The sequence below is a fragment of the Streptomyces sp. NPDC033136 genome, assembly GCF_055578235.1.
This window is the reverse complement of sequence record NZ_JBVIPD010000014.1, coordinates 122,169-134,716: the sequence shown is the minus strand read 5'-3', so window position 1 is coordinate 134,716 and position 12,548 is coordinate 122,169. Positions and strand designations below refer to the sequence as shown.

Below are 12,548 nucleotides of genomic sequence, written 5' to 3'. Positions count from 1 at the left end.
CCTTCAGACCGGCACGCCCGCGTAGTCGGGCAGGTCGTCCGGGTGGAAGAGGTTGCGTCCCCGGGCGTCCTTGCTGTGGACGTGGATGCGTCCTGCGGCCACCCAGGAGCGGACGGTGGACTGCTCGATGTCGTAGTGCCGGGCGACGTCGGCGGACGTCATGAGGGGCGGTTCGGGCGGGGGTGCGTCCTGGGTGTCCTCGGTGTCCTGGGGCGCGTCCTGGGCGTCCTGCCCGGTCGGGTCGGCCAGCGCCGGGCGGGCGACGATCGGGAGCATGCGGGCGCCGGGCGGGACGGGTGAGGGAAAGGGCGGGACGCTGGGGGGCGCGGGGGCGTCCTCGGTGTCCTGGGCGTCCTCGGGGGCGTCCTGCCAGGGCGAGGGAAGGTCGATGGTGGCGAGCGCGGCGGCGTGCCGGCGGGCGGCGAGCAGCTCCAGCAGCTTGGTGCGCTGCTCCTCGCTCGCGCCGGCCTGCGCCTTGCCCACGGCCACGGACAGGCGCCGGGCCACCCGGGCACGGCCGCGTGCCTTCGGGCCCATGTCGGCGAGCTTCGCGGCGAGCGCGACGGCCTTGACGGTCCACCGGTCGCGGGTGATCTGCTCGGCGGTGCGGTCCCGGGTGGCGAGGCCGAGCCGGGACAGCAGCCGCTCACGCAGCTCGCGGGCGAGCAGGGCGGGCAGGGAGGCTGAGGCGGCGTCCGGTCGGGCGTGCCGGAGCTCGATGCCCATGGCGAGGTGCCAGAGGAGGGCGGCGAGGACGGGGCCGACGACGGCGCGGACGGTGCCGCCGACGATGCCGGACTCGGAGTAGGCGGGGATGACCTGTACGCCGGTGATGAACCAGACGAGGGTGCCGGGGACACCGGGGATGCCGTGGTCGCGGAGGTTCTGGCGGGCCATGAGGGCGCAGGCGAACAGGGCGAGTTCCGCGGCGAGGAACAGGGCGGCCCGTTCCTCGAGGGACGCCATGTCCAGGCGGTGCTCGGCGAAGCGCCAGGACGTGTCGCCGCTGTAGGCGGTGCAGGCGATGGCGCCGATTGCGGCGACGATGACGGCGGCCGGGGTGCGCTCGGTGCTGCGGGTGCGGCGGGAGCGCAGCAGTGGCAGGGCGAGCGCGGCGAGCAGCAGCAGCGCGGCGCCGGCGGTGACGATGACGTTGGCCTGCGCCCAGGCGGTGATGGTGCTCACTGGCCACCCCCGTCGAGGATGCGGGCGAGCTCACGGCCGAGGGCGCGCAGGCTGCTGGCGGCGGCTTCGAGGTCGGCGGCGAGCTGCTCGACGTCGTCCGGGGTGTGGGTGCCGGTGATGTCCTGGACCTCGACGTACAGGCCGATGGTGCGGTCGACGTTGGAGAACGGGGCCTGCGTGAGGGACGCCCGGAACATTTCCCTGTCGCCGGGGGCGATGACGTGCTCGGGCCCGTCGTGGGAGATGTCGACCTTGTATCCGGCGCGGTCGTCGTCGTGGCCGGCACACCAGTCGGGTTCGTCGATCTCCAGGGGCTTGGTGACGAAGACGTTGACGTTCGCGGTGCGGGGCTCGGTGCTCACTGGCCCTCACCCGGCTTCGCGTGGCCAGCGGCGGGCGTGGGGGCGGTGCGGGAGCGGAGGTAGTCGGCGTTCCAGCCGATGTCGGCCGGGTCCTCGTCGAGGGCGCCGCGGATCACGGTCAGGGCGTGGCCGGCGCGGTCGACGAGCTGCTTCTCGTAGTCGTCGGTGTCGTAGGGCAGGGTGAGGGCGTCGGCTACGGCCTCCAGCAGGTTGCGGAGGTCGCGGGCGTCGCCCGGGTTGCGCAGCTGGTCGCGGATCGCGTCGGCGGCGGCCCCGTGGAGGGGCTCGGCCATGTTGATCTGCGCGCTTTCGGGCGCGCTAAGGTGCTGGTGGTCCATGAGGAGGTTCCGTCTCTCTCGTGGGCAAGTGCCGGGGCGTGTCAGCGCTCCGGTGCGTCAGGGGTCGGGCGACGCGGCCGCTCTCGGGTGTTCCACCACCCGGGGAGCTGTCGTCCGGCCCCGCTTCTATTCGGTTGTCGGGTACTTCTTGATCGCGTTACTGACGGCGGTGTAGCTCTTGCCGACGTCCTTCGCGACCTTGTAGACGGTGCCCAGCTCGGCTACTCCGTCATGGAGTGCTGCGGCCCGTCGTTTGGCAGCTTCGTTCAGCTGCGATTGGAGCTGTTCCACCAGCTCGTCCTCACGCTGGAACCGAACCCGCCAGGGTTCCTCGGTCACAACGGCGAGACTATCACAGGGGGGTGTGACAGTCACGCAACTTCCTTCGGCTGAAGGTGCAGCAGGAGAAGCCAGTCCTGCTCGGACTCGTAGCTGTAGCCGCACCACCTACACACCACCCGGAACTGCCCGGGCAGCCGGGAGATCACCGCCCCGCACAGCACGCCGTCGCTGCCCACAGCCACGCACGTGCCGAGCCGCTGCGGCCGGGGCGCCGGGTCGCCGACGATGGTCCGGGCCGCCTTCTCCAGCTCGCCCACCTCGCGCGCCAGGTCGCCGGTGCCGGGGTAGTGGGCGACGATCCACTCCAGCTCCATCCCCAGCCAGCGGCAGTCCGCGGCCAGCTGCCCCGGCGGTGGCGCACCGTGGCGGGGCCAGCGCACCCGCTGCACGTCCACCCGCCACAGATGCACCACCTCGGCGGCCCGGGCCGTGTTGACGTTGTCGAGGACGTCTTCGTCGAGCGGGGACCGCGGGCCGGCCGCGCCGCGAGTGGAGACGATCTCGCCCCACCCGTGGCCGCGGGGCACCAGGCACTCGGCGACCTCGGCGTACAGGGTGGGCAGGTCGTCCAGCCGCTTCGCGAGGGCCACGGTGTGCCGCTGACAGAGGTACCGGCCGTCGGTCTCGTCGCCGCACAGTTCGCAGGTAGTCACAGCAGGCCGTCCCGGCGGGCGGCGTCCTCGACGCGGTCGACGGCGTCGTACAGCTTCAGTTCGAAGTCCCGGACGGACGCTTCGAGCAGCTCGGCCGGGTGCGGTCCGGCCGGGGCCGGGATCGCATCGCGCCACTCAGCGGTCGCTGCTCGCTTCGCTGCACGCTGACCTGCCTGCTTGCTGCGGCGCCGGTCGGCGCGGCGCCCGGTTACGAAGTCGGCGGTCATCAAGGCGAGCACCGTCAGGTTCGAGCCGATCGCGCCGCCGATGGCGAGCAGCTGGATCTCGTGGTCGGTCATGTCGTGCTCCCGGGCCTAGAAGGGGGGTTCGTCGCTGTAGCCGGCGCTCTGCTGGGCGGGTTGCTGCTGGGCGGGCGGGGCGCTGCCCCAGCCGCCACCCTGCTGCTGGCCATTGGGCTGGGGCGGGCGCTGGCCGCCGCCCGCCGGATTCTTGGTGACCTTGGCGCTGGCGCGGGCGAGGCTCACGCCGACCTCGTCGACGTCGAGCTCGTACACGGTGCGCTTCACGCCCTCGCGGTCCTCGTAGGACCGCTGCTTCAACCGGCCCTGGACGATCACGCGCGTGCCGCGGGCGAGGGACTCGGCGACGTTCTCGGCGGCCTGCCGCCACACCGAGCAGGTCAGGAAGAGGCTCTCGCCGTCCTTCCACTCGTTGGCCTGCCGGTCGAACGTGCGCGGGGTCGAGGCGACGCGGAACTTCGCGACGGCGACGCCGGCCGGGGTGAAGCGGAGTTCGGGGTCGTCGACCAGATTGCCGACGATGGTGATGACGGTCTCGCCTGCCATGGCGGACTCCTTCGTGGTGTGCTGGGTGGGAAGCCGGGCCCGATACCCGCGGGCCCGGCCGTAGGGCCCGCGGTTCAGCTCGGCAGCGTCGCCGGTTCGATGTGGTCGATGCGGTCCGTGCGCCACAGGACGATCTGCTTGGTGCCGTGGCCATACCAACCGGGCCCGAACGTTGCGCGCAGTCGTTCGTCGGTTGCGAGGCAGTCGCGGATCTCGGGGTTCTCGGCGTCGTACCCGGGGGAGTAGGGAGCGCTCGTCAGGGCGGCCGGGCGGCTGTCCTTGAGCCAGCCGTTGACATGGTCGAGCCATACGTAGTCCAGGCCGCCGCTGTTGCGGCAGGTACCGATCGGGCACTTCCGGCTGACCTTGCGCAGCAGCCAGAGCTGGCAGCAGCCGGTGCGGCTGTAGCGCAGGCCGTATCGCTCGGCCCACTCGACGATGGTGTGCTGCGCGGCTTCGGCGTGGGAGGTCGCTTCTGCGAGGCGCTCGCGGCTGAGTCCGCTGCGCCGGGGGTGCGGTGCCTCCAGGCCGTAGGGCCACGTGACGGTTCCCTCGTGCGTGCCGAAGATGGCGGCGGCACGGTCGTGGAAGTTGTTGTTCATCTCGTCCTCCATGAGGTGTGGTGAGGGTCAGACTTCGGCGCTGGGGTCGTGGTTGGGCCGGTAGACGACGCTGCGGTCGGTGCCCGTGAAGGAGCTCGCGGTCAGGAAGAACGGCGGATAGCCGGGCCCCGCGTCGACCGCGGGCAGCAGGACGTCGTCGCCGTCGTCGTCGGTCGAGGTCTTCCAGGCGATGACCGGGTCGAGGGACTCGCCTTCGTCGTCGGTCTCGCGGACGTACCAGCCGGGAGCGGCGGGGATGAAGGTACTCAAGGGGTCCTCCGGTTCACAGCGTTCAGGTGCGCTTCAGATCTTTGATGTGGACGTGGACGCGGAATGTGGACGTGGACAACGTGGACGGCTGTCCACGTCTGCCCGTCTCGCGTTACGTGAGTGAGATTGATATTTGTTTTGTCCATTTATGTACTACTTAGGGGGGCGTGAGCGATGGCGGGACGGGTGGACGTGGACAGCCATCCACATGTCCACATGTCCACATCGCTCACTCCGTCTGGACACAGACCCGGTCCCCCTCGACGAACACCCACTCGTGGGCTTCCGCAACCTCAACGGCACGGCGGAGGAACTCCCGGTCGCTGCTGCGCAGTCGCCGGTTCAGCTCGCCGAAGGTGATGCCGCCGACTGCGGACGCGTGCTTCTTCACCAGCCGGGCGATGCGTTGCAGGGTGCGGTCCGTATCGGTCTTGGCCTGGTGCGCACGGAGCTCCTGGGCGACCTTGGCGTCCTGCTCGCGACGCCGCGCTACCTCAGCCTCGCGCTCCGCCCGCCGGATGAGCGTCGCGCGGACGGCGCAGGACGACTGCCATACGACCTCGGCGAGCTCCCAGTCCTCTTCCGTCGCCTCGGTCCGGCCGCGGTCGAGCAGTGCCAGCAGGGCGGTCAGCTTCACCTTCATCAGGTTCGCGTGGCCGTCGAGCTGGTCGATTTCCAACTCGCCCCGGTTGCGGGCGACGTGCTCAGCCCACAGCATCCGGCGGATGCGTTCGGGCAGCACGATGTCCAGTTCGCTGGTGGGCTGGAGCGAAGCAGGGTTCACCGGGAGGGGGCCGGGCGAGGCCGGCGGCTCGTCCGGGATGGACGGGTCGGCGGCCCACGCCCACAGGAACCGCTGCGGCGTGCCAGTGCTCGCGTCGGCGATGACCGGCATTGCCGTTGAGGGTTGGAATCCGACGACCATGCCCAGGCTGTATGAGCCCGCGGCCACGTACCGAGTTCGCTCCTCGGAGGCGTTCGTCTGGCCGAGGGTCTCCCCGATCGCGGCACGCCGCAACGTCTCGCCGAGCACGCTGCCCGCCCGCTCAGCCAGGCGCGCCAGGGTTTGGCCCTCGTCGACGTAGAAGTAGGCGTTGTGCCGGACCTGCTTGCGGACCTTCCGCGTGACGGGGTCGCCCTTCAGCGGGCCCTTGGCGTGGATCTCGCCGGTCTCCTCGTCGACCGTGCCCATGAAGGCCTCGGCGATTCCCTCGCCGGAGCCGATCGGCAAACCGTCGCGGAACTCAGGGTCGAGCGGCGGGAGCAGGGACCGGGCGACTTTCGTGCCGATCGACTTGCCGCCGCCGGAGGCAGCGACGATCGCCACGAACAGGTTGAGGGAAGCGCGGCCGCCGATTCCGGAAACCGCGGTAATGCGGTGGGAGATCATCGCCGACATCCGGGCGAGCAGCGAGTAGAACAGCACGTCGCCGCTGGATCCCTCGGCGTGCGCGGCCTGCCTGATGTGCTGGTGCACAGGACGCCGCGTCCAGAACTCCTCTGGGAGCAGGCCGCGGGGGCGCTTGGGGTCGTCGTCGTCCGGCTCCTGCTCGGGCGCCGGGTCGTTGAGCTGGTCGCCCGACCACATGTCCTCGCCGGGCGGAGGCGCGGCGGGCTGGCGGGGAGGCCGGCAGTGCTGCCGTACCCGGCCGAGCAGTGCGGCGGGCAGCGCCCGGGCTGCAGCCTGGGCGTCATGGTCGAATGCAGCGCGCAGCACGTCGCGGGTGGCCTCGCGCTCGTCGCCGCCGTAGTGCAGGTGCGCCCACAGCGTGGGGACGGTGAGCTTCCGCCCGGACGGCTGCTGCCCCACCGGCAGCCCGGAGCGCTCAGACCAGTTCACGGCCACGTGGTCGTCGCAGACGAGGCTGTACTCGCTGTCCGCCTGGCCCTCGGCGCCGGCGGGACGCAGCCACTTCTCCCGGCCGTCGGCGGCCGTGCCTCGGTACGTCCAGCCCGCGGGTTCCAGGACATCGCGGAACGACAGTTCGGACGCGAGGATGTCGAAGACGCTGGTGCCGCCGCCGGAGCGGGGGAAGGATGCTCGGCGCGGCGCTGGCGCGGCCACGGTGGTACGGCCGGTGCGCTCGTCGTGCCGGGCGCGCTTCTCCGCTGCCGCCTTCTCCAGCAGTTCTCGCGCGTCGGGTTCCAGGCGGTGGACGGCCTCGCGCATCACGGCCAGGTCGACGGTCTCCCCGGTGCCCGGGAAGCTGCCCGTTGGCCGGGGTCCGGCCTTGCGGTTGACCGTGCCGGGGATCCGCATGAGCCGGTCGAGGTTGCCGATCTGCGTGTCCCATGAGCAGCCGTGGGAGTACGCGGAGCCGCCGAGGACGGCTTGCAGGCCCATGGTGAACTGCTCGACGGCCGCGCGGTCGTCGTCGCTGCCGATGATGTGCGGCTCGGTGAGGACCCAGATCGGGTTGTAGCCGCCGCCGGACAGCCACCAGCCCGACGGCGCGGGCAGTCCGGAGGCGAGGACGATCTCGCGGACGTGGTCCGCGTCGGCGGGGTGCGGCATGTCGTCCAGGCCGGGCTTGTGCCCGACGTCGCCGAAGTCGCCGTCCGCCCACAGGAACGTCAGACCGTGGGCCAACTCCTTCCCGCCGCGCCCTTCGGCGGGCCGCTCGCGCAGGGTGGTCACCTGCGCGTAGACACCTTTCGCGGACCGGCCGTCCAGAGCCATCGCGTACTGGGTGGCGGCCTCGATGCCGGCCTCGTCGGTGGTGAACCGGCGTCCGGCCCAGCCGTCCTTGTCCGAGCAGATGCTGAGCAGGCCGGGCACGTCCTGGAAGTGGTAGGCCAGGGACGCGTGCACCAGCTGCTGGTCGGCGACCAGTTTGGCCGGGGGAGCCTGGGTCACGGGTGCACCGCCGGGAAGTAGTAGACGCCGGTCGGTCGGCCGACGCACCGCGACCGCCGGAGGCAGACGCGCGGTGCCGAGGCGAGGCCGGCGGGGTGGATGTGCTGGTGGTCGCAGAACGGGCAGTCGACGACGAGCAGCGCGTGCGGCTCGTCGTCCTCGAACCGGGTGTCGCGGTAGGCGACGACGCGGGCCGCCGCTGCTGCCATGCCGAGCCGGACCGCGGGCGGCTGGATCTCCGCCTCGTCCTGCTCGGTGTCCTCCCCGAAAGGCGGGAGGGTAGTGCTGGTGTTCACGAACGGTGCTCTTTTCTGCGAGCGGGGCCAGTGGTGTTCGTGAGTGCGCGTGCGGCCCCGGGCCAGGGGGAAGTGGACCGGGGCCGCGGTGCGCTCCCCGGATCAGCCGGGCGTTCGCGTCCTGCTGATCGTCTGGGCGTGGTCGGCGGCGTAGTGGCGCATGTACTGCTGGGTCTCGGTGGCGACGTAGGCCCACCGGGTGCCGGCCGGGACGTGGATCTCGACCTCGCGGGCGGCGAGGAAGAACCGGGAGGCGATGGCACTGCCGAGCCCCGAGGAGACGCGGAGGGCGTCCTCGCCGAGGCGGACGATTGCGGTGTGGCAGTCGGTGGAGTAGCGGGTCTGCTCGTACAGGTCCCGGGATACCTCGCTGCTGTCGTCGTAGCGGCCGGTGAGGTCGACCGTGACGACGAGCCGGACAGAGGGCACGGGGACCTCGACCTGCGGCGGATCCTGTGGAGGCTGCTCGTCGAGGACGGGAGCCGGGACCGGCTCCAGACGGACGGGACGGTCGACCGGCCACTGGCCGGGGCGGCGCTCGCTCACTGGAACCCTCCTGCTGCGACGACAGCGGTGAGGAACTGGAGTGCGTCCTCCTTGTGCTCGGGGCACAGCAGGATGTCCGCGTCCCGTTCGCCGGTAGCCGCGCTGTAGACGTGCAGGACCACCGCGGCTTCCCGCGGGCAACCGGCACAGAACTGGTGGTGGTAGTTCTCGCTGGTGATCCGGCAGTCGCACCAGCTGCAGGTGCCGGAGGCGGGCAGGACGACGATGGCGGGCGTCCCGTGAACGGCGAGGTCGCGGCCAGTAGCCAGGGCCTGGTCGGACAGGAACGTGTCGAGGGGGCTGGTCACGCTGCCTCCCGGGCCTCGGTCTGGTGGAACGCGGTGCGGATGACGGCGCGCTGTTCGTCTGTCAGCGGCGGGGCGGCGTCGACGATGCGCTCGATGCGTGCCCAGTAGGCGGCGTTGCGCGCGGGGTCGTCGAAGCGGACGGGGCGGTCGGCGGAGGCCGAGCGGCCGGGGGTGTCCCCGGCCGTCGGTGCGTTCGTCGCGGCGCTCATCCGCTGGCCTCGGTGATGGCGCGGATCCGGCGGGTCGTCGCCTCTTCGTCCAGGCGCGCGATCTCCGGGTCGCCCTCGAAGTCGTCGACGGCGGTCCGCTCAGCGGCCTCGATGACGGCCTCGAACAAGCCGACGAAGCCCCGCATCGCCTCCAGCGCCTGGCGGGCCTCGGCCGGGCTGATCTCCCCGGTGGTGCGGCCGTAGTCGAGCCAGACGCGCGTGATGCGTCCGTAAGCCTGCGGCTTTTCGTTGCTGACGACGACCTGCGCGGCGAGGAACGGCACCAGGGCGTTCTCGGCGGCGCTGTGACAGGTGTCGATGTCCCGCATCTGGGTCTCGACGCGGGCGCTCAGGTGCCACTCGGGTGCGTTCGGGTCGGTGTGGTCGGTGATGCAGTCAGGCGTGCAGCCCCAGCGGAGCATCCAGTCGGCCCCACGCTGCCTGGCGACGAGCGGCCCGTCCGCGTTGAGGAAGGCGCTCACGTGGACGTTGTGCTCGGCGAGCTGCGTGCGTATGTCCTTCTCGGCGTCCGCGAGGCTGATGCGGGCGGGGTCGTAGACGGCCTCGAAGGCGTGATCGTCCATGTCGGGGGTTGCCCAGAGGCTGATGGCCTGGTCGTACTCGATGGGGCCGTAGGAGGCGCCGATGGCGACGGTGATGCCGGGGCGCTGGACGCTCTGGGTCGACGGCGCCGTTGCCGTCGCGGATACTGTGCTCATGAGCTTGTCCCGTCTTACTTGCAGGTAGGTGCGGATTCGCTCGACAGAGGCGGCCGGCTGGTACCCGGCCGCTTCGTCGTTTCCGGCGGCTGCTCCCGGCTGGTACACGGGAGCAGCCGCCGTGCTCGTGGTCATGCCGTCACGCCGCCTTCTCGCGCTCGGCGAGCCAGGCTTCGACGCTCTCGCGGCGATAGACGACGTCCCGCCCGAGCCGGAAACCGGCCGGACCGACCTTGCGGTGCCGCCATCCGCGGATGGTGTTGACCGGCTTGTTGAGGTACTCGGCGAGCTGCCTCGTTGTGAGCAGTTCAAGACGCTGAGTCATGGGCAGTGCTCCATTGTGGCTGGGCAACGCCGTTGTGACTGACGTTGCGACCCGTACCCACAACATACGCAACGTTTTGACCAACGTCAACGACAACGTTGTGGATGTTCGAACTGTTGTGGCTCCAGCCGGGCGTACCCCTCGAAGATGCACTTCACAACGCGCGCAATGTTGTGGATCCTGTTGGTTGCCGATGACCAACGTTGAGAGAGAATGAGGCCCATGGCCACAACGAAGGACCCTGAAGCCTGGGCTGAGCTCGGGCAGTGGATCGCTGTCCGCCGGAAGCAGATGGGGATGGATCAGCGTCAGCTCGCGGAGGCCGCAGGTGTCTCGGAGAACACCATCAGCAACTACGAGCGCGGTCGCGTACCGGCTCGCGGCAAGGTTCCAGCGGGCTACTTGCGGGTTGAGAAAGCCCTGAAGCTTGGTCGCGGAAGCTTTGAACGGATCTTGGCCGGGGGACAGCCCACCTTCGAGGTAGAGGGGCCAGCGACAGGCCGCCTTAGCTTGCGGCGACCGGAGGACATCGAGGACCCGCTGCTGCGTGCCGTAACGGAAAAGATCCAGGAGGCGATGCAGCTCGCAAGCTATGCCACTCTCTTCGCTGACCTCGCCTCCCGGTGGAACGCCTCCGAGGAACTAATTGCGAGGTACCAGGATGCCCAAGATGAGTTGTTGGCCAATATGTTCTCTTCCGGGCACGGGCCTATCGAGGTGCAGAGGTACCACGAGGCCCAGGCGAAGGGGGGAAAGTCAAAGTCCGACGCCATGCAGCGCCGTCCTGATCTCGGGTGGGCGGCGCTGGGCATGGATCCAGTCGACGAAGAGCCTGGCAGTTTCGGCAACTCGCTGCGGAAGGCTCGTGAAGTCGCTGGCCTGGAGCGGGACGAGCTAAGTGCGAAGACCGGCGTACCCGACAGGATTATCGAGCTTCTTGAGGCTGACGGCGCCTTCCCGGGAGCCTTCATGCACGGCCCGGTTTACATCAAGCTCTTGGCGAATGCGCTTGAGGCAGACCCAGCCCCCTTGGTCGAGCAGTTCCGGCAGGAGTACGGCGTGACGGAGCCGGAGCGCGACGACGAAGCGGAAAAACATGAAATGCGCAGAAGTTTGGAGGAACAGGGATACTCGGAAACATATATTGAGGAAGTTATGGGCAACTGGGATGACCATGCGACTCGGAGCCGCAAGGCGCGAGGCGAGTGATCATCGACGGGGAAGGTCATCGCTTCCAGTCGAACACCACCGCGTCGTAGTCGAAGTACCCGCCGTCGGGCATGCGTCCCGGGCGCGGCGTCTTCAGCGTGACCTCGACCAGTGACCGCAGCACGTTGCGCTGCTGCTCCAGCTCCAGCCGCTTCCACGCCTTCCGCACGTCCGGCGCTCCCACCAGGCCGACGAGCGGGTCCAGTGTCGCCGCGCGCGCCAGCTGCTGCGTCACACCCTCCAGCTGGCCCCGGGCCGTGTCCGTGCCCGTCGTGAACGCCTCCATGCCGATCTGCCCCGCACCGAACAGGCCCGCCAGGTCCGTCATCCGCCGGCGGATCTCCTCGCTCTCCGCCTGCAGCGCGGCCACGTCCACGCCGTCCGGTGCGGGCTCCAGCAGCTCGTGAGCGTCGTCCCGCGACAGCCGCTCGACGATGGTGTCCTCGACGTACTGGTCGACGATCTCGGCGCGCCGGCCGCCGCCGTGCCCGGTCTGGCAGCGGTACGAGGGAAACCGGCGACCTCCGGACTGGGTGACGTACACGAAGTGCGGGCACTCACCCCGCCCGCACCGGTACAGCAGCGATCCCAGCCACTTCGGGGTGGCGCCGGGCGTCGTCCGGCGTGACGGGTCCTTCAGGATCGCCACGACGGCCCTGTACTTCGCCTCGTCGACGATCGGCTCCCACTGGCCGCGGCCGACCTCCTCGCCCCGGTAGACGGCGATCCCGGCGTTCCTGGGGCGCACCAGCATGTCGCGCATGTCCTGGTGGGTGACCGTGTTCCCGCGCGTGGTGGTGACGCCCTTGTCGGCGCACCACTTCACCAGCGACCGGATCGACGCGCCGGACAGGATCTGATCCGTCCAGTAGCGCAGCGCTTCGGCTTCCTCGGGGACGGTCTTCATCATGTCGAGTTCGGGGACCTCGACCTCTTCGCCGGTCTTCCGGTCCAGCTTCTTGCGCACCTCGCCGGTGGGCACGCCCCATCCGAACGGTCTGATGCCGCCCATCCACTCGCCCTTCAACGCCTTCTGGCGGCGGGCCCGGGCGACGCGCTCACCCTTGTGTTCGGACTCCTGGCGGGCGACGGCGCCGAGGATCCGTGCGGTCATCCGGCCGGATGGCGTGGCCAGGTCGACGGTCCCGGCCTGAACGGTGTGGGTGGCAATGCCGCGCCGGTCGGACAGCTCGATGTACTCCTCCAGCTCGACGATCGAGCGGGTGAGCCGGTCGGTGTGCCAGACGATGACGACGGTGGCCTTGCCCTCGGCGAGGTCGGCGAGCATCCGCCGGTAGTCCTTGCGGAGCTTCCCGGAGAACGCGGAGACGTCGTTGTCGACGTACACCTCGACGACGTCCCAGCCCATCCGTTCGGCGAGGGCTTCGCAGTCCTCGCGCTGCCGGTCGACGCCGAGGCCGGCGCCTGTCCTGTCCTGGGAGATGCGCACATAGATGACGGCGCGCGTCTTTTGGCCCGCGTCCGTCCGGGTGGTCTTCATGGCCCGAGTGTGCCGGACTA

18 protein-coding genes are annotated in these 12,548 nt (G+C 70.3%); 1 reads left to right on the top strand and 17 read right to left on the bottom strand.

What is annotated here, in order from left to right; all coding sequences use genetic code 11:
• Positions 1–3: 3 nt before the first annotated feature.
• From ACZ5TL_RS24945 to ACZ5TL_RS24870, 16 genes are all read right to left on the bottom strand, one after another.
• Positions 4–1,185 (bottom strand): helix-turn-helix domain-containing protein, encoded by a 1,182-nt coding sequence (locus ACZ5TL_RS24945; protein ID WP_468592466.1) that lies wholly within the window; start codon positions 1,183–1,185, stop codon positions 4–6.
• Positions 1,182–1,547 (bottom strand): DUF6907 domain-containing protein, encoded by a 366-nt coding sequence (locus ACZ5TL_RS24940; protein ID WP_468592465.1) that lies wholly within the window; start codon positions 1,545–1,547, stop codon positions 1,182–1,184. The genes ACZ5TL_RS24945 and ACZ5TL_RS24940 overlap by 4 nt, the downstream gene beginning before the upstream one ends.
• Complete coding sequence (locus ACZ5TL_RS24935; RefSeq protein WP_468592464.1) at positions 1,544–1,885, bottom strand: hypothetical protein; 342 nt, start codon at positions 1,883–1,885, stop codon at positions 1,544–1,546. The genes ACZ5TL_RS24940 and ACZ5TL_RS24935 overlap by 4 nt, the downstream gene beginning before the upstream one ends.
• Positions 1,886–2,011: 126 nt before the next feature.
• Entirely contained in the window at positions 2,012–2,224 is a 213-nt protein-coding gene (locus ACZ5TL_RS24930) for a hypothetical protein (protein ID WP_468592462.1), read from the bottom strand.
• A gap of 32 nt (positions 2,225–2,256) precedes the next feature.
• On the bottom strand, positions 2,257–2,880 hold the full coding sequence (locus tag ACZ5TL_RS24925; protein ID WP_468592461.1) for a hypothetical protein: 624 nt from the start codon (positions 2,878–2,880) through the stop codon (positions 2,257–2,259).
• The gene (locus ACZ5TL_RS24920) at positions 2,877–3,179 is read right to left on the bottom strand and encodes a hypothetical protein (protein ID WP_468592460.1); all 303 of its coding nucleotides are present in this window, start codon (positions 3,177–3,179) and stop codon (positions 2,877–2,879) included. The genes ACZ5TL_RS24925 and ACZ5TL_RS24920 overlap by 4 nt, the downstream gene beginning before the upstream one ends.
• 15 nt (positions 3,180–3,194) lie before the next feature.
• Complete coding sequence (locus ACZ5TL_RS24915; RefSeq protein ID WP_468592459.1) at positions 3,195–3,686, bottom strand: single-stranded DNA-binding protein; 492 nt, start codon at positions 3,684–3,686, stop codon at positions 3,195–3,197.
• A 74-nt stretch (positions 3,687–3,760) separates the two neighbouring features.
• Positions 3,761–4,288 (bottom strand): hypothetical protein, encoded by a 528-nt coding sequence (locus tag ACZ5TL_RS24910; protein ID WP_468592457.1) that lies wholly within the window; start codon positions 4,286–4,288, stop codon positions 3,761–3,763.
• A 27-nt stretch (positions 4,289–4,315) separates the two neighbouring features.
• Positions 4,316–4,558, bottom strand: a complete 243-nt coding sequence (locus ACZ5TL_RS24905; RefSeq protein WP_468592456.1) for a hypothetical protein — start codon at positions 4,556–4,558, stop codon at positions 4,316–4,318.
• Between the two features lie 229 nt (positions 4,559–4,787).
• Positions 4,788–7,415 (bottom strand): hypothetical protein, encoded by a 2,628-nt coding sequence (locus ACZ5TL_RS24900; protein WP_468592455.1) that lies wholly within the window; start codon positions 7,413–7,415, stop codon positions 4,788–4,790.
• Positions 7,412–7,711 (bottom strand): hypothetical protein, encoded by a 300-nt coding sequence (locus tag ACZ5TL_RS24895; protein ID WP_468592454.1) that lies wholly within the window; start codon positions 7,709–7,711, stop codon positions 7,412–7,414. Before ACZ5TL_RS24895 ends, ACZ5TL_RS24900 begins: the two co-directional genes overlap by 4 nt.
• 102 nt (positions 7,712–7,813) lie before the next feature.
• A complete protein-coding gene (locus tag ACZ5TL_RS24890) occupies positions 7,814–8,257 on the bottom strand; it encodes a hypothetical protein (RefSeq protein ID WP_468592452.1) in 444 nt (147 codons plus the stop codon).
• A complete protein-coding gene (locus ACZ5TL_RS24885) occupies positions 8,254–8,565 on the bottom strand; it encodes a hypothetical protein (RefSeq protein WP_468592451.1) in 312 nt (103 codons plus the stop codon). Before ACZ5TL_RS24885 ends, ACZ5TL_RS24890 begins: the two co-directional genes overlap by 4 nt.
• Positions 8,562–8,774, bottom strand: coding sequence for a hypothetical protein (locus ACZ5TL_RS24880; RefSeq protein ID WP_468592450.1), 213 nt, complete (start codon positions 8,772–8,774; stop codon positions 8,562–8,564). Before ACZ5TL_RS24880 ends, ACZ5TL_RS24885 begins: the two co-directional genes overlap by 4 nt.
• Positions 8,771–9,493 carry a hypothetical protein gene (locus tag ACZ5TL_RS24875; RefSeq protein WP_468592448.1) on the bottom strand — a complete coding sequence of 241 codons (723 nt, stop codon included), beginning with the start codon at positions 9,491–9,493 and terminating at the stop codon, positions 8,771–8,773. Before ACZ5TL_RS24875 ends, ACZ5TL_RS24880 begins: the two co-directional genes overlap by 4 nt.
• Positions 9,494–9,632: 139 nt before the next feature.
• A complete protein-coding gene (locus ACZ5TL_RS24870; protein WP_468592447.1) occupies positions 9,633–9,818 on the bottom strand; it encodes a helix-turn-helix domain-containing protein in 186 nt (61 codons plus the stop codon).
• Between the two features lie 222 nt (positions 9,819–10,040).
• On the opposite strand from ACZ5TL_RS24870, the gene ACZ5TL_RS24865 reads away from it, so the two are divergent.
• Positions 10,041–11,027 carry a helix-turn-helix domain-containing protein gene (locus tag ACZ5TL_RS24865; protein WP_468592446.1) on the top strand — a complete coding sequence of 329 codons (987 nt, stop codon included), beginning with the start codon at positions 10,041–10,043 and terminating at the stop codon, positions 11,025–11,027.
• Positions 11,028–11,043: 16 nt separating this feature from the next.
• Here ACZ5TL_RS24865 and ACZ5TL_RS24860 read toward each other — a convergent pair whose 3' ends face one another.
• A complete protein-coding gene (locus tag ACZ5TL_RS24860) occupies positions 11,044–12,528 on the bottom strand; it encodes a recombinase family protein (protein WP_468592445.1) in 1,485 nt (494 codons plus the stop codon).
• Positions 12,529–12,548: the final 20 nt, after the last annotated feature.